This window comes from Burkholderia sp. 22PA0099 (assembly GCF_047497165.1).
Lineage (GTDB): Bacteria > Pseudomonadota > Gammaproteobacteria > Burkholderiales > Burkholderiaceae > Burkholderia.
This window is the reverse complement of record NZ_CP163164.1, coordinates 897,866-918,658: the sequence shown is the minus strand read 5'-3', so window position 1 is coordinate 918,658 and position 20,793 is coordinate 897,866. Positions and strand designations below refer to the sequence as shown.

16 protein-coding genes are annotated in these 20,793 nt (G+C 70.0%); 7 read left to right on the top strand and 9 right to left on the bottom strand.

Annotated features, from left to right (window positions below; translation table 11 throughout):
- Nucleotides 1-5: 5 nt before the first annotated feature.
- From AB4851_RS04025 to AB4851_RS04015, 3 genes are all read right to left on the bottom strand, one after another.
- Complete coding sequence (locus AB4851_RS04025; protein WP_414448535.1) at nucleotides 6-722, bottom strand: glutathione S-transferase; 717 nt, start codon at nucleotides 720-722, stop codon at nucleotides 6-8.
- Between the two features lie 85 nt (nucleotides 723-807).
- Entirely contained in the window at nucleotides 808-2,280 is a 1,473-nt protein-coding gene (locus tag AB4851_RS04020) for an NAD-dependent succinate-semialdehyde dehydrogenase (RefSeq protein ID WP_414448534.1), read from the bottom strand.
- Between the two features lie 178 nt (nucleotides 2,281-2,458).
- Nucleotides 2,459-3,430: a LysR family transcriptional regulator gene (locus AB4851_RS04015; RefSeq protein WP_414440852.1), complete on the bottom strand. Its 972-nt coding sequence runs from the start codon at nucleotides 3,428-3,430 to the stop codon at nucleotides 2,459-2,461.
- Between the two features lie 99 nt (nucleotides 3,431-3,529).
- Here AB4851_RS04015 and AB4851_RS04010 point away from each other — a divergent pair, with 99 nt between their 5' ends.
- The 6 genes from AB4851_RS04010 (at nucleotide 3,530) to AB4851_RS03985 (ending at nucleotide 9,984) form a co-directional block, all read left to right on the top strand.
- On the top strand, nucleotides 3,530-4,606 hold the full coding sequence (locus AB4851_RS04010; protein WP_414448533.1) for an ABC transporter ATP-binding protein: 1,077 nt from the start codon (nucleotides 3,530-3,532) through the stop codon (nucleotides 4,604-4,606).
- Nucleotides 4,607-4,733: 127 nt separating this feature from the next.
- Nucleotides 4,734-5,444 carry an HAD-IA family hydrolase gene (locus AB4851_RS04005; RefSeq protein WP_414440854.1) on the top strand — a complete coding sequence of 237 codons (711 nt, stop codon included), beginning with the start codon at nucleotides 4,734-4,736 and terminating at the stop codon, nucleotides 5,442-5,444.
- Nucleotides 5,445-5,446: 2 nt separating this feature from the next.
- Complete coding sequence (locus AB4851_RS04000) at nucleotides 5,447-6,799, top strand: NAD(P)/FAD-dependent oxidoreductase (protein WP_414448532.1); 1,353 nt, start codon at nucleotides 5,447-5,449, stop codon at nucleotides 6,797-6,799.
- 38 nt (nucleotides 6,800-6,837) lie between these two features.
- The gene (locus AB4851_RS03995; protein ID WP_414448531.1) at nucleotides 6,838-7,707 is read left to right on the top strand and encodes an ABC transporter permease; all 870 of its coding nucleotides are present in this window, start codon (nucleotides 6,838-6,840) and stop codon (nucleotides 7,705-7,707) included.
- Nucleotides 7,704-8,513 carry an ABC transporter permease gene (locus tag AB4851_RS03990; protein WP_414448530.1) on the top strand — a complete coding sequence of 270 codons (810 nt, stop codon included), beginning with the start codon at nucleotides 7,704-7,706 and terminating at the stop codon, nucleotides 8,511-8,513. The genes AB4851_RS03995 and AB4851_RS03990 overlap by 4 nt, the downstream gene beginning before the upstream one ends.
- A gap of 43 nt (nucleotides 8,514-8,556) precedes the next feature.
- Complete coding sequence (locus tag AB4851_RS03985; protein ID WP_414448529.1) at nucleotides 8,557-9,984, top strand: aldehyde dehydrogenase family protein; 1,428 nt, start codon at nucleotides 8,557-8,559, stop codon at nucleotides 9,982-9,984.
- Between the two features lie 55 nt (nucleotides 9,985-10,039).
- Here AB4851_RS03985 and AB4851_RS03980 read toward each other — a convergent pair whose 3' ends face one another.
- From AB4851_RS03980 to AB4851_RS03970, 3 genes are all read right to left on the bottom strand, one after another.
- Nucleotides 10,040-11,737, bottom strand: coding sequence for a GMC family oxidoreductase (locus AB4851_RS03980; protein ID WP_414448528.1), 1,698 nt, complete (start codon nucleotides 11,735-11,737; stop codon nucleotides 10,040-10,042).
- Between the two features lie 194 nt (nucleotides 11,738-11,931).
- Nucleotides 11,932-13,014, bottom strand: coding sequence for an ABC transporter substrate-binding protein (locus AB4851_RS03975; protein WP_414448527.1), 1,083 nt, complete (start codon nucleotides 13,012-13,014; stop codon nucleotides 11,932-11,934).
- A gap of 196 nt (nucleotides 13,015-13,210) precedes the next feature.
- Nucleotides 13,211-14,320 (bottom strand): FUSC family protein, encoded by a 1,110-nt coding sequence (locus AB4851_RS03970; RefSeq protein ID WP_414448526.1) that lies wholly within the window; start codon nucleotides 14,318-14,320, stop codon nucleotides 13,211-13,213.
- 327 nt (nucleotides 14,321-14,647) lie between these two features.
- On the opposite strand from AB4851_RS03970, the gene AB4851_RS03965 reads away from it, so the two are divergent.
- Complete coding sequence (locus AB4851_RS03965; protein ID WP_414448525.1) at nucleotides 14,648-15,016, top strand: nuclear transport factor 2 family protein; 369 nt, start codon at nucleotides 14,648-14,650, stop codon at nucleotides 15,014-15,016.
- Nucleotides 15,017-15,052: 36 nt separating this feature from the next.
- Here AB4851_RS03965 and AB4851_RS03960 read toward each other — a convergent pair whose 3' ends face one another.
- The 3 genes from AB4851_RS03960 to AB4851_RS03950 are packed head-to-tail and all read right to left on the bottom strand — an operon-like array spanning nucleotide 15,053 to nucleotide 20,363.
- On the bottom strand, nucleotides 15,053-17,926 hold the full coding sequence (locus tag AB4851_RS03960; protein ID WP_414448524.1) for an Hsp70 family protein: 2,874 nt from the start codon (nucleotides 17,924-17,926) through the stop codon (nucleotides 15,053-15,055).
- Nucleotides 17,926-19,773, bottom strand: a complete 1,848-nt coding sequence (locus AB4851_RS03955) for an Hsp70 family protein (protein WP_414448523.1) — start codon at nucleotides 19,771-19,773, stop codon at nucleotides 17,926-17,928. Before AB4851_RS03955 ends, AB4851_RS03960 begins: the two co-directional genes overlap by 1 nt.
- Nucleotides 19,770-20,363, bottom strand: a complete 594-nt coding sequence (locus tag AB4851_RS03950; protein ID WP_414448522.1) for a DUF2760 domain-containing protein — start codon at nucleotides 20,361-20,363, stop codon at nucleotides 19,770-19,772. The genes AB4851_RS03955 and AB4851_RS03950 overlap by 4 nt, the downstream gene beginning before the upstream one ends.
- Between the last annotated feature and the right edge of the window lie 430 nt (nucleotides 20,364-20,793).

The following is a 20,793-nucleotide window of genomic DNA, read 5'->3' as shown; positions in this document are numbered from 1 at the left end:
CGCGGCTAACGATCCAGTTCGGGGTAGTGGCGGAAGATGCCTTGCGTGTTGAACGGGATGCGCCGCTCCGAAGCCAGATAGCGTGCGATCGGCGGATGCGCGGCGACGCGCTCGCGAATCTCGCTCAGGCCCGGATGGTTCGGCTCCTCGCGGCCCATCGCCTTCGGGAACGCATAGCGCAGGCCGTCGATCAACTGGAACACGGAAAGATCCACATAGCTCAACTGGCTGCCGACCATGAAGCCGCCGCGATGCGGGTTCTGCGCAAGCACGCGGCTGAAGTAGCCGAGGAACTTCGGCAGCCGGTTCGCGATGAAATCCTCGCTGCGCCACGCCGCCTCGGCCAGTTGATCCTCGTAATAGAGGCCCGAGCCGATCGGGTGATGCGTGTCGTGGATCTCGGTGACGAAATCGGCCACCGTCAGTTGCAATTGGTGTGCCCACAGGCGGCCGGCTTCGTCCTTCGGCGCGAGGTGCAGCTTCGGGCCGAGGAACAGCAGGATGTTGGCGACCTGGCCGACGATGTGCTCACCGGCCTTGAGGAACGGCGGCGCGAACGGCACGGCTTCGAGCGTCGTGCTGTCGAGCAGCTTGCTCATGGCCGCCATGCCGCCCTTCTCGCGCGCCACGTCGGTGTAGTCGGCCTCGGCGGCTTCGAGGGCCAGCCTCACGTATTCGCCGCGCCCCTGGATGGTGGGCCAGTAATACAGCTCGTAATGCATGGTGTGCGCCTCCGTCGAACGGGATCAGCCGACAGTGTAGGACGGTTGACGATCCGGCGTCGGCGCGCGGCGGGCCTTTCTATATTCAGGCCAGGCCGCCCTGGCAGACGTACTTGATCGACAGGTAATCGTCGAGGCCGTACTTCGAGCCTTCGCGGCCGTAGCCCGATTCCTTGACGCCGCCGAACGGCGCGGCCTCGCTGGAGAGTGCGCCCTCGTTGACGCCGACGATGCCCGCTTCGAGCTGATGCGTGACGCGCTCGATGCGGCGCAGGTCCTGGCTGTAGAAATAGGCGGCCAGGCCGAACGGCGTGTCGTTGGCGGCGCGCACGGCGTCGGCTTCGTCCTCGAAGCGGAACAGCGGCACCACCGGGCCGAAGGTTTCCTCGCAGCTCAGTTGCATCTCGGCGGTGGCGTCGGCCAGCACGGTGGGCGCGTAGTAGTTCGGGCCGAGTTTCGCGAGGCGCTTGCCGCCGGCCAGCACGCGCGCGCCGCGTGTTACGGCGTCGTCCACGTGGCGCGCGATCTTGTCGATCGCGCGGTCGTTGATCATCGGGCCGATCTGCGAATCGGCCTGCGTGGCGGGGCCGACCTTGAGCGCGGCCACGCGTTCGGCGAGCCGCTCGGCGAAGCGCTCGTACACGCCGGCCTGCACGTAGACGCGGTTCGGGCACACGCAGGTCTGGCCGCCGTTGCGGAATTTCGAGGCCAGCAGGCCGGCCACGGCCGCGTCGAGATCGGCGTCGTCGAACACGATGAACGGCGCGTTGCCGCCCAGCTCCAGCGACAGCTTCTTCAGCGTGGCGGCCGATTCCTTCGCCAGATATTTGCCGACCGGCGTCGAGCCGGTGAAGGTGATCTTGCGCACGCGCGCATCGCCCAGCCAGTTGCCCACGGCCGCCACCGCGCGCTCGCGCGAGGTGCTGATCAGGTTCAGCACGCCGGGCGGCACGCCGGCTTCGTGGGCGAGCAGCACCAGCGCCAGGGCCGTGAGCGGGGTGTCCTCGGCGGGCTTGGCGACCACCGTGCAGCCGGCCGCCAGCGCCGGCGCGATCTTGCGCGCGATCATCGCCAGCGGGAAGTTCCACGGCGTGATGGCGGCCACCACGCCCACCGGCTCCTTGCGCGCGCTCATGCGCTTGCCGCGTTGCTGCTGCGGGATCAGGTCGCCGTAGATGCGGGTGGCCTCGTCGGCGAACCACGCCACGTACGACGCGCCGTACATCACTTCGCCGCGCCCCTCGGCCAGCGGCTTGCCCTGTTCGAGCGAGATCAACTGACCGAGCGGGTCGGCGTGCTCGACGATCAGCGCGTGCCAGCGGCGCAGCACGGCGGCGCGCTCGGCGGGCAGCGCGTCGCGCCAGGCCGGAAATGCACGGGCGGCGGCGTCGGTGGCGGCGCGCGCGTCGGCCTCGCTGCTGTCCGCCACCGCGGCGATGGTCTTGCCGGTGGCCGGATCGGTCACGGCGAAGCAGCGGCCGTCCGAGGCGGCGGTCCACTGGCCGTCGATGAAGTTGTCGGTACGAATCAGGTCCTGCAGGCTGAAGCGGGCTGTCATGGGATGGCGTCTCGTCGGAAGGGCGTAGGCGGTGCGCGCCGCCATCGGGCGGCGCGCAGCGGTCCGCACCATGCTACTGCCGCTGCCGCAGTGCATGTTTCGCCAAATAAATTGCTAAACAGTACGAATCGGTTGTTTTGAGGGGTGCGCACGGCATTTCATGCTGTGCGGCGCGGGCTCAGGCCGTCGCGCGCGGCCCGGCCGCGATGGCGGCGGCCAGCCCGAGTTCGGGATAGGCGAGATCGACGGCGGCGAGATCGGCGTGCATCTCGGCGAGCAGCCAGTCGCGTACCTCGGCCACGATCGGCCGAAGCGGGCGCCCCGGCGCCCACGACAGGCAGCACAGGCGGTCGGTCACCTGCAATTCCGACACGGCCGGCACCAGTTGCTTCTGCGCGAGCCAGTGCGCAAGCACGTTGACCCAGCCGAGCGCGATGCCCTGGCCCAGCAGCGCGGCCTGCACGACGATCGCGTAATCGTTGAAGCTCAGGACGTGGGCGGCGGTGCGCTCGCCGCTGGCGAACGCCCGGTAGCGCGTGTGCCAGCCGCGTTCCTCGGCATCCATCACGATGACGGTGTCGCCATGCTCGTGCCAGGCCTCGCCGCGTGCGAGTTCCGCGTAGCGCGGGTTGCACACCGGCAGCAGCACCTCGGGCATCACGGCCACGCTGTGCTCGACCGGCTCGCCGCCGTGCAGGAAGCGCATGCCGAGATCGACGTCGCCGAGCGGGCCCCCGATGCGCCCCGAAATCAGTTGAAAACGCAGATCGACCGACGGAAACGCCGCGTTGAGCCGGCCCATGCGCGACATCAGCCAGTGCGTGGTGAACGCGGTGGATACCGACAAGGTGACCGGTTCCACCCCGGTGGCGCGGGCCTCGATCTCGCTGATGGCATCTTCGATGCCGTTCAATCCTTCGGAGATCTTGCGATACAGGATGCGGCCGTTCTCGGTCAGCTCGATGCCGCCGTGCACGCGCTCGAACAGGCGCACGCCGATGTGATCCTCCATGCGCGACAGCATGCGGCTGACGGCCGGCTGGCTGACGTAAAGCTCCTCGGCCGCGCGCGTGAAATTTCCGCAGCGCGCGGCGGCTTCGAAGACGAACAGCGCGTTCGCGCTCGGGAGTTTGCGACGAAGGTTCGGCATGACCTGATGTTATGCCCGATCCAACAATTTGGGAATTGCCGCCAAAAATATGGACGCCTATATTTTGTTCAACACGGTCTGACAAAGCGGGAGCGATGGATGGACGCGAGAGTAAAGGCAGGCGTATCGATTCGATCGGCGGTCAAGCGTTATGGCCAGGTGGCCGCGCTCGACGACGTATCGCTGGACGTGGCGCAGGGCGAATTCGTTTCGCTGCTGGGGCCGTCCGGCTCGGGCAAGACCACGCTGCTCGGCATCCTCGGCGGCTTCGTGCAGCCGACCAGCGGCAGCGTGTGGGTGGGCGAGCGCGACATTACATTTGCGCCGCCGCACAAGCGCGACATCGGCATCGTGTTCCAGAACTACGCGCTGTTTCCGCACATGACGGTGGGCGAGAACGTGGCGTTCGCGCTGCGCGCCCGCCGCGAGCCGAAATCGGGCTGGGCGCGCCGCGTGGCCGATGCGCTCGCGATGGTCGAACTGTCCGGCTACGAGGGCCGCCGCATCAGCGAGCTGTCGGGCGGCCAGCGGCAGCGCGTGGCGCTGGCTCGCGCGATGGTGTTCGAGCCGCAACTGATCCTGATGGACGAGCCGCTTTCCGCGCTCGACAAGCAACTGCGCGAAACCATGCAGATCGAGCTGCGCCGCCTGCACCGGCGGCTTGGCGCGACCATCGTGTATGTCACGCACGACCAGCGCGAGGCGCTGACGATGAGCGATCGTGTGGCAGTCCTGCGTAACGGCAAGCTGGTGCAGATCGATACCCCCGAGCGGCTCTACGACCGCCCGTGCAATGCGTTCGTGGCCAGCTTCATCGGCGAGGCGACGCTGCTGCCGGTGCAGCGCGAGGGCGAGCACGCGGTGCGGCTCGGCGATGCCGTGCTGCACACCAGCGCGCCGCTGCCGCGCGGCGACAAGCTGCTGCTCGCGGTGCAGACCGAAAAGCTCGTGATCGACGACGGCACCGCGCCGGCCGGGGCCAACCGTCTCAGCGCGCGCGTGACCGAGGTGCTCTATCAGGGCGAAAGCCTGCGCGTGTTCGCGACGCTGCCCGACGGCACCGCGCTGAGCCTGCGCCAGCCCGGCAACCACGACGCGCGGCAACGCATCCCGCCGCCCGGCGCGTCCGTTTCCGTCGTGCTCGACCCGCGCGACACGATCGTCGTGCCCGCCTGACGGGCACCCCCGCTTCCGGCGTCATGCCTCGCAACGCGCTTCGCTCCGGCGAGGCCGCGGGGGAGAGGTGCGCCCTGTTTGCAGTGCCGTTTTCGAAACCCGTGTCATGTCATCAAGGATCCAAGCCATGAAGCTCACCGATTTCAAGGTTCTGACGTTCGATGTAGTCGGGACGCTGATCAACTTCGAACAGGGCGTGCTCGCCTCGGTGCGCCGCCTCGGCGGCCCCGCCGCGAAGGACCTGACCGACGATCAGATCTTCGAGCCGTACCTACGCGGCCGCGCCGCGTTCCCGGGCCGCTCCAGCCACGCGATGTCCAGCGTCTATCTGTCGCTCGCCAAGGAACTGGGCCTGCCCGACGATCCGCAATCGGCCGCCGCGTTCCAGCGCGACGTGCTCGAATGGCCCGCGTTCGAGGATTCGGTGGCCGCGCTCAAGCGCCTGCGCAAGCACTTCCGGCTGGTCGCGATGACCAATGCCGACCGCGTCGCGCTGTCGGCCTACGCGCACACGCTCGGCGATCCGTTCGACGATACGGTGTGCTGCGACGAAACCGGCGTCGCCAAGCCGGACCCGCAATTCTTCGCCTACAACCGCGGGCGTCAGGCCGCGTTCGGCTACAAGTTCCGCGAGATCCTGCACACGGCGCAGAGCCAGTATCACGACATCGGCATTGCCACCCAGCTTGGTTACGCGACCTGCTGGATCGAGCGCCGCCAGGGCGAGAAGGGCTTCGGCGGCACCCCGGTGCCGAACGAAGTGACCACGCCGACGTTCTGCTTCGCGACGCTCGCCGCGCTCGCCGACGCGGTGGACGCCGAACTGGCCGCGGCCTGATCATGCTCGCGCCGTCCGCCACGACCGCTCCGCAGCCCGGTTTGCAGCCCGCTTTGCAGCCTGATTCGCTGTGGCGTCATCTCGCCGGCCGCTCGGGCGTGCTCGACGCCGATGCCGGCGCGGGGCCGCTCGACCGCGATCTGCAGGTGGAGGTGGCGGTGATCGGGGCCGGCTACTCGGGCCTCGGCGCCGCGCATGCGTTGCAGCGGCGCGGCGTGTCCTGCGCGGTGCTCGACGCGAACCCGGTGGGATGGGGCGCGAGCGGGCGCAACGGCGGCGTGGTGTCGTCGAAGTTCCGCCTGTCGTTTCCGACCATCGCGAGCCGTCACGGGCTGGACGTCGCGAAGCGCATGCACCGGCTCGCGCATGAAGGCGTGCGCGCGGTGGAGGCGCTGGTCGACGAATTCGGCATCGAAGGCGCACGGCTCGCGCATACCGGCAGCCTGCGCTGCGCGCACACCGAGCGTGCGCTGGCGGGTTGTCTGGCCGAAGCCGAATGGGTACGCACGACGCTCGGCGACACATCGATGACTGCACTTTCGCGCGCTCAGGTCACCGAAGAAACCGGCTCGACCGGCTTCGTCGGCGGCGTATTGAGCGCCGACGCGGGCACCATCCTGCCGCTCGAATACGTGCTCGGCCTCGCGCGCGGCCTGGCGGCGCGCGGCGTGCCGATCCACACCGGCACGCCGGTGCTCTCGATCGAACGCACGCCGGGCGGCGTCACGCTGCGCACGCCGGCGGCCACGGTGCGCGCGAAGCAGTTGATCGTGGCCACCAATGCGTACTCGGGCTTGAGCGCGGCCACGGCCGACTATCAACGCGAACTCGTGCCGTTCCGCAGCGCGATGATCGCCACCGAACGCCTGCCGGCCGAACTCGATGCGGCGCTGATGACGGGCGACCGCAGCTATACCGAAACGCGCCGGATGATGAAGTGGTTCCGCCGCGCCGACGGCCGCATGATCTTCGGCGGCCGCGACGCGTTCGGCAAGGAAGGCCAGGACACCGGCTTCGAGGCGCTGCGCCGCGCGATGGTGGCGCTGTTCCCGCAACTGGCGGGCGTGCGGGTGGAATACCGCTGGTCGGGCTACGTCGGCATGACGTTCAACGCGTTGCCGCACGTCGGCCGCAGCGACGCCTCCACCGTGTTCTGCCTCGGCTACAACGGCGCGGGCGTGGCGATGGCGAGCCTGATCGGCCAGCACGCGGCCGCGCTGGCGCTCGGCGAGCGGCCCGATCTCGCGCTGCTCGCGCAGGACGGCCTGCGGCCGGTGCCGTTTCATGCGCTGCGCGCGCCGGGCGTCAGGCTCGTCGCCGCGTGGTACCAGATACTCGATTCGCTGGGGGTATGATGGCGACTGCCAGAACTCTGATTTCGGATACCGAATTGATGCGACCGAACGAGGCCGGCGCCGCGCGCCATCATCAACGGCGCGAGGATCGCGCGATGCTGCTGCTGCTCGCGCCCGCGCTGGTCGTGGTCGTGCTGCTGCTGGTCGCGCCGCTGGCGTGGCTGTCGTGGCAGTCGATTCGCCAGGACGGCGGCTTCACGCTCGAATACTACCGCCGCATCTTCAGCGGCCCCTACCTCGACACCTTCGCGCTTACATTTCGCATGAGCGCGATCGTCACTGCCGTCACGCTGCTGCTGGCCTACCCGGTGGCGTACCTGGCCGCCTCGGTACGGCCGCGCTACACGGCGCTGATCCTCGGCATGGTGGTGCTGCCGTTCTGGACCAGCGTGCTGGTGCGCACCTATGCATGGCTCGTGCTGCTGCAGCGCACCGGCGTGGTCAACAAGCTGCTGATGGCCACCGGCCTGATCGATCGCCCGCTGCAACTGGCCTACAACGAACTGGGCACGATCGTGGCGATGGTGCACATCCTGCTGCCGTTCATGGTGCTGCCGCTGTATTCGGCCATGCAGAAGATTCCCCGCAACCTTTCTCAAGCCGCCGCCAGCCTCGGCGCCACGCCGCTGCACAACTTCGTGCGGGTGTTCCTGCCGCTGTCGATGGGCGGCGTGGTGGCCGGCGTCACGCTGGTGTTCGTGCTCTGCCTCGGCTTCTACATCACGCCCGAACTGATGGGCGGCGGCCGCTCGATCATGGTGTCGATGGTGGTGAGCCGCAACGTGGAGATCTACAACAGTTGGGGCGCGGCCAGCTCGGTGAGCGTGGTGCTGCTGCTGTGCGTGTTCGCGATCTTCTATGCGGCCAGCCGCGTGATCCCGCTCGACAAGACCCTGGGGGCGAAATGAAACCGAATCCGCTCGCCCGCGCGCTGCTGATCGCCGCGGTGATCCTGATCCTCGCATTCCTGATGATCCCGGTGCTGATCGTGGTGCCGATGTCGTTCTCCGACACGCGCTTCATGACGTTCCCGCCGCCGTCGCTGTCGCTGCGCTGGTATCACGCGTTCTTCGGGAATCCCGAATGGCTGGCGGCGGCGCGCACCACGCTGGCGGCCTCGTTCGGCGCGGTGCTGATCGCCACGCCGGTGGGCGTGGCCGCGGCCTACGCGATCGAACACGGCCGGCACCCGCTGATCCGCCGGCTGCGCACGGTGCTGATGCTGCCGCTGATGGTGCCGATCATCATCGTGGCGGTGGGCGTGTTCTTCGTCTACTCGCAGTTCGGCTATGTCAATACGCTCGGCGGCCTGATCCTGGCCGACGCCATGCTGGGCCTGCCCTATGTGCTGATCTCGGTGGGCGCGGACCTGCGCTCGTTCGATCACGCGCAGGAAATGGCCGCGCGCAGCCTCGGCATGAACCGCCTGCGCAGTTTCCTGACCGTCACGCTGCCGCAGATCCGTTCCAGCGTGATCTCGGGCGCGGTGTTCGTGTTCATCCAGGCGCTCGACGAAACGGTGGTGGCGCTGTTCGTATCGGGCGGCCCGAACCAGACGCTGACGCGCCGCATGTTCGTGACGCTGCGCGACGAGATCGATCCGACCATCGCCGCGATCAGCACCATGCTGACCGCGATCACGCTCGCGCTGGTGCTGATGATGGTGATCAGCCGGCGCGGTGGCAATCAGGCGGCGAGCGCGGCGGCGGCCTGAACGCGGCACGCTCGCCTTTTCACGGACTCCTACGGAACCGCGCATGACCGATGCCCTGAACTTCTACATCGACGGCGCGTGGGTCGCGCCGTTCGGCGACGCGCGCCTGCCCGTCATCGACCCGTGCACCGAACAGCCCTACGCCGAAGTGGCGCTCGGCGATGCGCGCGACGTCGAGCGCGCCGTGGCCGCCGCGAAACGCGCGTTCGGCACGTTCTCGCAAACCGAGCCGGCCGAGCGCGTCGCGTTGCTGCGGCGCGTGCTCGACGTGTATTTGCGGCGCTACGACGAGATTGCGGCCACGCTGTCGCGTGAGCTGGGCGCGCCGCCCGCGCTGGCGTCCGACTGGCAGGCCGGGCTCGGCCGGCGTCATCTGGAAGAACTGTTGCGCACCAGCGAGACGTTCGCCTGGCAGCGCCGCAAGGGCTCGACGCTGATCTGCCACGAGCCGCTCGGCGTGGTTGCGCTGATCACGCCGTGGAACTGGCCGATCAACCAGATCGTCTGCAAGGTCGCGCCGGCGCTGCTGGCCGGCTGCACGATGGTGCTCAAGCCGAGCGAGGTGTCGCCGCTCGACGCCGCGTTGTTCGCCGAGGTGCTGCACGAAGCGGGCGTGCCGCCCGGCGTGTTCAACCTCGTGCACGGCGACGGGCCGGGCGTGGGCGCGGCGCTGTGCGCGCATCCCGACATCGACATGGTGTCGTTTACCGGCTCGACGCGCGCCGGCGTGCAGGTCGCCACGCTGGCCGCGCCGGGCGTGAAGCGCGTGCATCAGGAGCTGGGCGGCAAATCGGCGAACCTGCTGCTCGACGACGCCGATTTCGAAACGGCCGTGAAAAACGGCGTGGACAGTTGCTTCAGCAACAGCGGCCAGTCGTGCAACGCGCCGACGCGGATGCTGGTGCCGGCCGATCGTCACGACGAGGCCGTCGAGATCGCACGACGTGCGGCGCTCGCGCATCGGGTCGGTGCGCCCGACACGGCCGGCGTGACGATGGGGCCGGTGGTCAACGCCGTGCAGTTCGGGCGCGTGCAGCGGCTGATCGAGGCCGGCGTGGCCGAGGGCGCGCAACTCGTGGCAGGTGGCCCCGGCCGCCCCGACGGGCTGACGCAGGGCTATTACGTGAAGCCCACCGTGTTCGCGAACGTGCGGCCCGACATGACGATCGCCAACGAGGAGATCTTCGGGCCGGTGCTCGCGATCCTGCCGTATCGCGACGAAGAGGAGGCAATCTCGATCGCCAACGACAGCCCATACGGCCTGGCCGCCTACGTGCAATCGGGCGACCTGGCGCGCGCACGGCGCGTGGGATTCCGGCTGCGGGCGGGCGGTGTGTATCTGAACTATCCGGCCTGGGATGCGGGCGCGCCGTTCGGCGGCTACAAGCAATCGGGCAACGGCCGCGAATACGCCGAGTGGGGGCTGGAGGCGTTTCTCGAAGTGAAGGGCGTGGTCGGCTACGGGGACTGACGCCGCGCCGATCGATCGAACGCCGTGCCGCGCGTCTTGCGCGGCACGGCGTTGTTCATTCAGGCGGGCGCGGCGCGGCGCGGCCGAGCAGCGCGTCGGCGATGCGTTCCGCGATCATGATGGTCGGCACGTTGGTGTTCGCGCACGGGATCGACGGCATCAGCGACGCGTCGCACACGCTGAGGCCTTCCACGCCATGCACCGCGCCGTCGGCGCCGGTGACGGCCAGCGGGTCGCCGGCCGCGCCCATCCGGCAGGTGCCCGACGGGTGCCAGGTGCCGCCCACCGAGCGCGTGACGAACTCGGTCAGCGCGGCGTCGTCGGCGAGCAGCGTGGCGAGCGAGACGCCCTGCGTGACGACGCGCCCGATCAACGCGCCGCGCAACGGCCCGGCCACGTCGAGCAGTGCGCTCAACGCGCCGCGCTGCACCGCGTTCCAGCGGCCCGGCTGCGCCACGGCCGCCACGCGCGGCGAATAGCTCGACGGAAAGCGCGGCCCGAGCCGAGCGGCCAGCGCGGGATCGGCCAGCGTTTGCGCGCCGAAGCGCACCGCGCCCTTGAGCCGTTCGAGATCGCGCGGATCCGACAGCATCGAGAACGCCACGGCGGGTTCCTCGCGCGCATCGGCCGAGGCCAGCGTGACGCGCCCGCGCGAATACGATTTGTTGACCCAGAAGAACATCGTGCCGAGCCGGTAGCCGACCGAATGCCAGCCCGAACGCGACAGGATCGCGCCGTGCATGTCGCCGGGCGGCGTGCCGGGCAGCCCCGACGAATAACGCACGATGGCCTGCTCGTGATGCTCGTCGGGAAACGGCGTGCGCGCCGCGCGCGGCAGGAACGCCGATACCGCGATCGACGGATGCTCCATCAGGTTGCGGCCCACGCCCTCGCGCGCGGCGATTACCTCGATGCCGAGCGCGTGGAGATCCTCGCCCGGGCCGATGCCGCTGCGCAGCAGCAGCGCGGGGCTGTGGATCGCGCCCGCGCTGACGATCACGTGCCGCGCATGCAGCGTGGCGCGGCTGCCGTCGGGGCGAATCACGTCCGCGCCTGTCGCGCGCTTGCCGTCGAAGCGCACGCGCTCGACTTGCGTGTCGGTCGTGATCGTCAGGTTGGGGCGGGCGCGTGCGGCGTCGTCGAGATAGCACACCGAAGTGGGAATGCGTTCGCCCTGCTCGCTGACGGCGATCGCGCCGACGAACGCGCCGTCCTGCCAGGGGCCGTTCTGATCGTCGCGCAGCGGCAGGCCGCGCCGGTCGAGCGCGTCGATCACGCCGCGCACGAACGGCGAGAGCCGCTCGGGTGGCGCGCGTTGCACGCGCAACGGGCCGCTCGCGCCGTGCAGCGGGCCGTCGAACTGCACGTCGCGTTCGAGCTTGCGGAAGTACGGCAGGCAGCTTGCCCAGTTCCAGCCGGACGCGCCGAGCGCTGCCCATTCGTCGTAATCGGCGGGTGCGCCGCGGTTGGCCATCAACGCGTTGATCGCCGAGCCGCCGCCGAGCACGCGCGCCTGTTCGTAGCGGCGAGACGCGGCGGGCGCGCTCATGCGGGCTTGCAAGCGCGCCCACAGGTTGCGCGTGTCGAGATAGGCGCGGCCGGGGTAGCGGCTGCGCATGTCGGGTGGCAGCGTGGCGGCCGACACGTTGCGGCCGGCCTCGACGAGGCAGACCGAGCGGGTAGCGTCCTCGGAGAGCCGCGCGGCCAGCACGCAGCCGGCCGAGCCGCCGCCGAGTATCAGGTAGTCGTACACGATCGGAACCGGCAGGAAAGGCGCATCGCCCTGGGCGGCGCGACAGGTAGCAATTCGGCGCGCGCGGCAGGGCGGATGACGGGAATCGAAGTCAATCGAAACGAGCGCCGCGCGGCGTCATGCGGCAACGCGCGGCATCAAGTTGCGGGCGCAACGAAGCGACAAAGCGGCACGCCTCGCGCGTGCCGCGCCGCTTATTGCTGCATGAACTTGAGCCAGCGTGCCTTGGCCTGGATGCCCTGCGGCGTCGCCCACCATTCTTCCGAGAGCAGCGCCTGCTTGGCAGCGTTGGCCGGCGAGCTGGGCAGTTCGCTCGCGCGCTGCGGCGTGATCTTGCCGGTTTGGTAGGCGGCCGGGTTGCCGGGGCCGTAGTCGATGTACTTCGGCAGGTTCGCCTGCAAGTCGGGCGAGACGGCCGCATCGACGAAGCGCACCGCGTTCGCGAGGTTCGGTGCGTTCTTCAGGATGCACAGCTGGGTGTTCTGCAGGATGCCGTCGTCGTAGGTGAACGCCACGTCGGGGTTGTCCTTCGCGACCGCGCTGGCGCGGCCGTTCCAGATCATTTCCATGTCCACTTCGCCGTCGTGCAGCAACTGCGCCGATTGGCCGCCCGAGGTCCACCAGACGGCGATGTCGGGCTTGATCTGCGCGAGCTTGCGGAACGCGCGATCCACGTCGAGCGGATAGAGCTTGTCGCGCGCCACGCCGTCGGCGAGCAGCGCGGCTTCGAGCACGGTTTGCGGATCGTTGCGCAGCGCGCGCGTGCCGGGGAAGCCCTTGACGTTCCAGAAGTCGGCCCAGCTGTGCGGCACCTTCTTGACGGTTTTCTTGTTGTAGCCGATCACGCTCGAATAGAACTCGTACGGCACCGAATACGGCGTGCGGTATTTCTCGGGGATCGATGCGGCGCTCGGCATCTTCGTGTAGTCGAGCTTTTCGATCAGCCCTTCGGCGCCGCCGCGCAGGCAGTTCGAGGTGGGCGTGTCGACCACGTCCCAGATCGGCTTGCCGGTGGCGCCCTGCGCCTTGATCTGCGGCCATGCGTCGGGAATGCTGTCCTGCGCGATGGTGATGCCGAGCTGCTTGGCGGCAGGGTCGAGAATGGCCTTGGTCTGGGCTTCCTGGTACGCGCCGCCTTGCGACACGAAGGTGATCTGGCCGGCGGCGAGCGCCGACGTGGCGCTCGCGCTACCGATCGCGAGTGTTATGGCGGCCTGACACAGGCGTTTCGTTTTCGTCACGACTCTTCCTCGACACGGTTGCAGTGGACACTTCATCCGGAAGGGCTGGCCGCGATGCGAGCGGCACTCCGGGGGGAATCGATCATCGGGTCGATTCGAATATAGTGAGCCAATTTGCTGCGGACAACGCCGAAATTGTTGGAGCCGGCATGACCTGATGTAATGGCCGCATCGGGTGAAGCGTGTCGGTGTGCTGATGAATCGTCTGTGTTGAGCGGGCGCGAGTATTCGCCTAGTTCCGAACCGGGTTGCGCTCTGCGGCGGGCGCGTTGCGTTGGGTGCCTGCGGCACGCACGGCCTCGGACGGCATCAACAGCAAGGCCAGCGCGAGCGAGATCAGGCAGCCGGCCAGCACTTCCTCGATGCGCATGGCCGCGAGCGGCACGATCGCGAAGCCGAGCGTGCCGTACAGCAGGCCCACCAGCAGCGTGATGAAGAACACGCCGCGCGCATACGCATGAAGAATGTAATAGGCCCAGCCGAACACCGACGCGATCATCGCGGCCACCAGCACGCCGGTCTGATGCGCGAAAACGGTGACGAGCAGCACGCTGGCCGCCGCGCCCGCGAGCGTGCCGATCACGCGCTGCACGACGCGCGCCCGCGTGCCCTGGTGCGAGGTGGTGCCGAGAAACACCACGAACGTGCTGATCACGGCCCACATCGCGCGATCTTCCGAGAGTGCGCCGCCGGCCAGCATCGCGAGCAGCGCGGCGGCGGTGGCGGCCAGCGCCGGCCGCCAGGCGAGATGGTGCAGCCGGTGCGCGAGCATCGCGGTCAGCGGCGCGCGGGCCGGGCGTTCGCCGGGCGGCAGGCCGTGTTCGACCGGAATCAGCACGCGGCCCACCAGCGCCAGCACGGCCGGCGCGAACGTCATCAGGCCGAGCATCTGCATCAGCCGCGTGGGGTCGGGATGCAGATACAGCCCGAGGTAGAACGACACCAGCGTCAGCATCGCCGCGCCTACCGCGCGAGCGCCGAGCGATTGACACAGCACGCCCGCGAACACCACCAGCAGCGAGCCCGCGCCGCGCCATAGCGGCTGTTCGGCCACGGCTGCCCCGGCGGCCAGCGACAGCCCGGCGCAGCTCGCGAGCAGCGCCAGCGTGACGAGCCAGCCCGACCAACGCGCTTCGCGCAGGAACAGCGGCGCGATCATCGCGAACAGCGCGGCGGGAATGGCGGCGGTCAACGGAACGTGGTGGCGAACGGCCCAGGCGAGGCCGAGGCTGGCCGTGAGCGAACAGGCGAGCGCCGAGCGGGTGGCGCCGCGCAGGCGCGCGAGCAAGGGGTCGTGCAGGCGGGCGCGATGGAACACGCGCGAACAGGCGGCGGCGATCATGGTCGACGATATCCGTGCCGGCAACCGGGCTTGTGGCCGTGTGCCGAATCCGGGCGGGCAGCCCGGCGTTGAATGGACACCGGATGCGCAGGCCCGCCGGGATCTCCGGCATGCGATGCGCCCGGTGAGGCGATCGGCCCGGGCGGCCCGCGCGCCGCGTCGAGGGTGGGACGCGGCGGCGGATGGCTCGGGTTTTCCCGGATGATACCCGGTCAAAAATGACATTGGCGGTGGCGGCTCAGGGTATCCGCCGATGCGAGAGGGGGCCGCCGGGGCGGCGGATTCGGGTACGCTGCGCTGACCGCCTGCCCCGACGAGGAGCTGCCCATGAACGCCATCGCCATCATCGAGCGCTACGAAGTTGCCTTGCGCGACGCGATGCTCGCCAACGATGTTGCATCGTTGTCCGAACTGATCGACGACGACCTGGTGTTCACGGCGCCGGACGGGCAGGTGCTGTCGAAGGACGACGATCTGGACGCGCATCGCGCGCGCTTGCTGCGCCTGCATCGGTTCGATATCTACGAGACGCGCACGCAGCGCGTCGGCGAACTGATCGTGACGGTCACGAAAGCGCAACTGGCCGGCCATTTCGGCGCGACGCCGATCGACGGCCAGTTCGCCTACACGCGGCTCTGGCGCGCGGCCGGGCCGCGCTGGCGAGTGATCGCCGGGCACGCCTCGCGGATCGGCTGAGGGCGCGACCGCCCGCGCGCCGCGCCGCGCGGTGCTTCAGCCGAGCAGCTTGAGCCCGGCCGGCAGCGCTTCGCCGAACACGCGCCCCGAATCGGCGCTGTCGAGCGTCACCACCTCCCGCACCATCGCGATCCAGGCCGGCGAGGCATGCGCCGCTTCGAGCCGTTGCAGCACGGCGGCGCGCACCGCGTCGGGCAGGTCGCGGCTGCGGTCGCCCGTCATGCGGGCGATCTGCGCGGCGGCAAACATGGCCGGTTCCACCTTCTTCCAGTCGAGCGCGAGGATCGCATCGAGCCAGCGCGTCGCCACGTCCGGCGGCACCACTTCGTGCGCACTGCCATGGAACGGCAGCCGCGCGCCGAGCCGGCCGATCGCCCACCAGTCCTGCCGGTTGCCCGGCGTGCGCGCGAGCTTGTCGAGCAAGGCTTCGGCGATGGCGATCTTGCGCGCGGCCGGCACCTGTTCGAGCGAGGCGTAGAGGCGCGTCATGTCGGCCGTGCCGAGTTTCGCCGGATCGAACGGCAGACCGTGATGTTTCTGCGCGGCGGCGGTGTCGAGCCAGTGCAGCGCGTCGAGCATCTGCCGTTGCGCCTCGGCCGGCAGGCCGCCCGCCGCACGGCGCCAGAGCGTCCACCATTCGGACCAGACCTGCGCGTCGTTGACGTGCTGGATGCCGTCGTCGAACAGTTGCCACAGTTGCTCGACGCGCCAGGCGTCGAGCGGATGGCCGAAGCCGGGGCGGATGCACCAGCCGGCCAGGTTCAGCCACAGCCGTTCGTGGTCGGCCGAGCGACGGCGGCGGCCGGCGCGCGCCCACAGCGCGCCGAACAATTCGCGCAACAGCGAGAGATCCCAATCCTGACGCGGGCCGAGCGTCTGCTCCAGTTGCGCACGCAAGCGCTTGACGGCCTTCGGATCGACGCGCGTGGAGGCCGCGCCGAACACTTGTTCGATCAGCTCGACGGCCTGCCCGAACGCGGGATGGCGCGCGTCGCCGGAGGCTTCGCCATCGGCTTGCGCTTCGCTCTCGTTGCCGCGCAGGCTGAATTCGAGTTGCCAGCGTTGCGCGTCGTCGTCGGTGGCGACGCAGTGCATGTCGAGCGTGCCGACCTCGGTCAGCGCGGTGTGCAAGCGAACCTTGCGTTCGCGCTTGCGCTCGCCGCCGCGTTGGCGCACCACGGTGGCGACCGGCGGCAGCCAGACGAAATCGTTGCCCGACAGCTCGGCGATCTCGCCCGGCTGCCACGGCGTGTCGGCGGCGGTCGAGACGAGATGGAACTGCACGGGATGGCCGAGCCGCAGCGCGAACGTGCGATCGTCGAGCCGCACGGCCTGATCCTCGGGCGTGCCGCGCGGCAGCACGCAAACGCCGCGCGGGGGCGGGGCTTCGGTGTTGGCGTCGCCGTTTTCATCGCCGGCTGGCGGCTTTGCCTCGTCGTCGCCGTCGAGCACGAGGAAGTAACTGCGCGGCGAACCGCCGCCGATCCTCGGCGCATGGCCCGCGCGCGCCAGCCCGTAGGCCACCGCGCCGCGCGCCACGGCGATATCGGGCTGATCGTTGTTGAGCACCTTGAGCGGCTGGCCGCGCCACGCGCCGAGCGTGTCGGCGAGCCGCCCGGCCAGCGCGCGGGCGCGGAACACGCCGCCGTTCAGCAGCAAGGTGTCGGGCATCGCGAACGGGGTGTCTGAGGGGGCGGTCGTTGCGCCCGCAACGGCTTCATGCGACTGCGCGGCGAAGCGCGCCAGAAACGCCGCGACATGCCGCGTGATGGCCGGATCGGCCGCGTACGGCAGCCCGAATTCGACGATCGCCGCGCGCGAGCGGCGCGGCATGTCGTCGGCGCGGCCGGCCGGGAAGAAGCCGTCCACCACGATCCGCTCCACCTCGTCGCGCGCGAGCCGGGTGCTGCGCGCGCCGCCGATCAGCTTCGAGCCCGCGCCGAGCAGCGTGACGGGCACCGTGCCGGGCGCGTCGTCGCCGAGCAATTGCTCCTTCGCCACGCGGCAGCGTTCGACCAGTTGCGACAGGCTGGCGGCCGACAGCCGCGCGGGCGATCCCGCCGCCGTGCCCGCTGTACCTTGTGCATCCGCGCCCGTCAGCCGGCGCTCGGCCAGGTGCGCGAGCGCCAGATCCATGTTGTCGCCGCCGAGCATCAGGTGATTGCCGACGCCGATCCGCGTGAGGCGCGGCGCGCCCGATTCGTCGAGGGTGCCGGGCTCCACGCGGATCAGCGTCAGATCGGTGGTGCCGCCGCCCACGTCGCACACCAGCACCAGGCGCGTGCCGTCGAGCGCTTCGCCGAGGCCGTCGCGGTGCTGATAGAGCCAGTCGTAGAACGCGGCCTGCGGCTCTTCGAGCAGCCGCAGCGTGGGCAGCCCGGCCGCGCGCGCGGCTTCGAGCGTCAGGGCGCGCGCGCCGTCGTCGAACGACGCGGGGACGGTCAGCACGACGTCCTGGGTTTCGAGCGGCGCGGCCGGAAAGCGGTGATTCCAGGCCGCGCGCACATGCGCCAGATAGCTGGCGCTGGCGGCCACCGGCGAAACCTTGGCGACCTCGTCGGGCGCGCCCCACGGCAGGATCGGCGCGAGCCGGTCCACCGAGGCGTTCGACAGCCAGCTCTTGGCGCTGCTGACGAGGCGGCCCGGCACCTGCGCGCCGAGCTGGCGCGCGAAGCGGCCGACCACGGCCGGCTCGCGCGCGCCGCCCCACGGCAGCGCCAGCGCGTCGGCGGCCAGTTCGCCGGCCGCCGGGTGATAGCGCGACGAAGGCAGCAACGGCGCGGCCCCCACTTCGCCCGGCCCCACCAGTTGCTCCACTTCGAACACGCGGATTTGCGTTTCGCCCGCCTCGACGTAGGCGACGACGGTATTGCTGGTGCCGAGGTCGATCCCGACGACGTATCGCGTCATCAGGCGTCCGTGCCGCCGCGCACGTCGAACTCCACCTTCCAGCGTTCGCCGCTGCCGCGCGGCACGGCTTCGAGTTCGAGCGTGCCGGCCTCGGTGACGTGCGCATGCAGCTTCACGGCCACGATCTCGCCGGGCGTGCGGCCGTCGGCCGGCAGCGTGGCCTGGATTGCTTCGAGCTCCTGAAGTTCGTCGGCCGACCAGTAATCGAGCATCGTGCCGACCTGATCCTGACGCCGCACCGACGAGCCGAAGAAGCGGAAGTGCACCGGCTCGCCCACCACCAGGCCGAATTCCTGCTCGGGCAGCGCAGCGTCCGAGCCTTCCTCCATGCCGAACGGCGCGACGCACAGCGCCGAGATGGGCGGTTCCATGCCGGGGATCGCCGGCATCGCCGATTCGATCGCCACGTAATAGGCGCGCGCCGTGCCGCCGCGAATCCGCACGCCCCGGCCGCGCTTGACGTAGCCGTAGTAGGCCGCGCCGCGCGCTACCGCGAGGTCGAGGTCCGCGCCGCCGAGCAGGCGGGCCGGGGCCGCGCCTTCGGCCGCGAGCCAGCCGTTCAGGATCGACAGGATGCGCTCGGTCAGCAGTTCGGACTTGAACACGCCGCCGTTGAACAGCACGGCGGTGGGATGCAGGAAGCTGGCGGCCGGGTTGGCCGCGAACGGCTGGCCCTCGAGTTCGGCCAGCGCGCCGACCTGCTTGCCGAGGAAGGCGGCCAGGTGACGCGTGATGCCCGCGTCCTGCGCGTAGGGCAGGCCCAGTTGCGTCAGGCCGGCGCGCGTGCGCACCGTCGGGCGGGCCGTGGCGTCGGTTTGCGGGAAGAAGCCTTCGAGCAGGATCTGGGTGAGTTCGGCGCGGGTCAGTTCGGTGCGGATCGAGCCGCCGATCAGCTTCGAGCCGCGGCTCGGCACCACCAGCGGCACCGTTTCCACGCTGCGGTCGGTCAGCAGCGTTTCCTTCGCACTGCGACACGCGTAGGTCAGCGCGCGCAGTTGCCACGGGTCGGCCTGCGTGCCTTGCGCGGCGAGCTTGCGCGCCACCACATGGGCGAGCGCCAGATCCATGTTGTCGCCGCCGAGCAGGATGTGCTCGCCCACCGCCACGCGGTGCAGTTCGAGATTGCCGTCGCGTTCCACCACCGCGATCAGCGAGAGATCGGTGGTGCCGCCGCCCACGTCCACCACCAGGATGATGTCGCCGACCTTGACGTCCTTGCGCCAGCCGCCGCCGCTTTTCTGAATCCAGCTGTAGAGCGCGGCCTGCGGTTCTTCCAGCAGCGTCATGCGCGTGTAGCCGGCGGCCTGCGCGGCCTCGGCCGTCAGTTCGCGCGCGGCCGGATCGAACGAGGCGGGGATCGTCACCGTCACGTCCTGGTCGGCGAAAGGCGCGTCGGGGTGCGCGTGGTTCCAGGCTTCGCGCAGGTGGGTCAGGTAGCGCACCGACGCTTCGAGCGGCGAGACGCGTTCCACTTCGGGCGGCGCGTCGTTCGGCAGGATCGCCGCGCGGCGGTCCACGCCGGGGTGGCACAGCCAGCTCTTGGCGCTCGACACCAGCCGGATCGGCGTGCCCGCGCCACGGCTGCGGGCCATCTCGCCGACCGCGTAGTCGCGCGTGGCCGTCCACGGCAGCGTCAGGTCGCCCGCGGCCAGTTCGCCCGGATGCGGCAGGTACAGGAACGAGGGCAGCAGCGCGGGCGTGTCGATCGCGCCCGGCGAGTTCAACTGGGCGACCGGCAGCACCTGCTGCGCGGCGGCGTCGCCGTCGCTGGCGGCCAGATCGACGTAGGACAGCGCGCAGTGGGTGGTGCCGAGATCGATGCCGATCGAGTAACGCGGGTCGCTCACAGCTCCACCTCCGCCGGCGCGATCACCGAGACATCGTGCGATTCGACCAGCTTCGGCAGCTTGACGGCCTCGGCGCGCCAGCCGCGATGGCTCAGGGTGCCGGTGAACGGCGCGGTGCCGACCACGTTGCCGGTCAGGCGGTTGGCGGTGGCGTCGAAGCCGGCCGGCAGCGTCACGCGCGTGCCTTCGGCCTCGCTGCGCACCGGGCGGATCGTGAAGTGCTCGCGCAGCGTCGCGCGGCAGCCTTCGTGCACGAGGCGCGCGGCGGCACCGATTTCGGCGTCCGCGTAGGCGGCGATGTCTTCCTCGACGAAATCGACGAGGCGCGCGTTCTTCTGCAGCAGGCCGAGCAGTTGCAGCGCGGCGTCGGGGCTGGCGGCCTGGATTACGGGCGCGGGCGGTTGCGGGGCGGGGGCGGGCTTGGCTGCGACCGGTTCGGGCGCTTTGGGCGCGACGGGGGCGGCGGCGGGCGCTACGCCGTTGCGCAGGTCGCGCACGTCGGCGGCGAGCTTGCCGTTGCCGAGGATGGCGAAGAACGATCCGATGGCCACCGACAGGCGGCCAGCGAAGGACAGATTCGATTCAGGCATGTCATGCAACTCCGGTGGGCAGGCCGGGCGGCGCGCGCATGAGGCGCGCCGGCGCGGGCTGCCGGCAGGGACGGGACGAGACCGGTGCAGTCTCGAAAAACCCGTATTTTGCCTTGTTGTGGTCTGGCCCCGCGCAAAAGTCGCGGTGGTGGAGGCGGGGAAGTGCGGTGGGACGGGCTTGGGCGGGGGGGCGTCGCACGGGGTGGGCCTGGGGCGGGGGCGGTTTGAGGGAAGGCGTTCGGCGGTGGTTGTGGCGGATGGGGCGATCGCGGAGGCGGGCCTTTGTCGAGGTGTTGAGGGAAGACGTCTGACAGTGGCCGCAGCGGATAGGGCGATCGCAGGGGTGGGACCGTAGCGGGAGCGGTTCGACGATGATTGGCGGCGAAAAACGGAAGGCCGTTGCCACACGCGCCCGCTTCCGCAACCGGCA

Excerpts from the sequence above, each read along its gene's own strand:
- AB4851_RS04020 (WP_414448534.1), bottom strand. The coding sequence starts at position 2,280 with ATGACAGCCCGCTTCAGCCTGCAGGACCTGATTCGTACCGACAACTTC.
- AB4851_RS04000 (WP_414448532.1), top strand. The coding sequence starts at position 5,447 with ATGCTCGCGCCGTCCGCCACGACCGCTCCGCAGCCCGGTTTGCAGCCC.
- AB4851_RS04015 (WP_414440852.1), bottom strand. The coding sequence starts at position 3,430 with ATGCCGAACCTTCGTCGCAAACTCCCGAGCGCGAACGCGCTGTTCGTC.
- AB4851_RS03960 (WP_414448524.1), bottom strand. The coding sequence starts at position 17,926 with ATGACGCGATACGTCGTCGGGATCGACCTCGGCACCAGCAATACCGTC.
- AB4851_RS04025 (WP_414448535.1), bottom strand. The coding sequence starts at position 722 with ATGCATTACGAGCTGTATTACTGGCCCACCATCCAGGGGCGCGGCGAA.
- AB4851_RS03995 (WP_414448531.1), top strand. The coding sequence starts at position 6,838 with ATGCGACCGAACGAGGCCGGCGCCGCGCGCCATCATCAACGGCGCGAG.
- AB4851_RS03965 (WP_414448525.1), top strand. The coding sequence starts at position 14,648 with ATGAACGCCATCGCCATCATCGAGCGCTACGAAGTTGCCTTGCGCGAC.
- AB4851_RS03970 (WP_414448526.1), bottom strand. The coding sequence starts at position 14,320 with ATGATCGCCGCCGCCTGTTCGCGCGTGTTCCATCGCGCCCGCCTGCAC.
- AB4851_RS04010 (WP_414448533.1), top strand. The coding sequence starts at position 3,530 with ATGGACGCGAGAGTAAAGGCAGGCGTATCGATTCGATCGGCGGTCAAG.
- AB4851_RS03990 (WP_414448530.1), top strand. The coding sequence starts at position 7,704 with ATGAAACCGAATCCGCTCGCCCGCGCGCTGCTGATCGCCGCGGTGATC.
- AB4851_RS03985 (WP_414448529.1), top strand. The coding sequence starts at position 8,557 with ATGACCGATGCCCTGAACTTCTACATCGACGGCGCGTGGGTCGCGCCG.
- AB4851_RS03975 (WP_414448527.1), bottom strand. The coding sequence starts at position 13,014 with ATGAAGTGTCCACTGCAACCGTGTCGAGGAAGAGTCGTGACGAAAACG.
- AB4851_RS04005 (WP_414440854.1), top strand. The coding sequence starts at position 4,734 with ATGAAGCTCACCGATTTCAAGGTTCTGACGTTCGATGTAGTCGGGACG.
- AB4851_RS03950 (WP_414448522.1), bottom strand. The coding sequence starts at position 20,363 with ATGCCTGAATCGAATCTGTCCTTCGCTGGCCGCCTGTCGGTGGCCATC.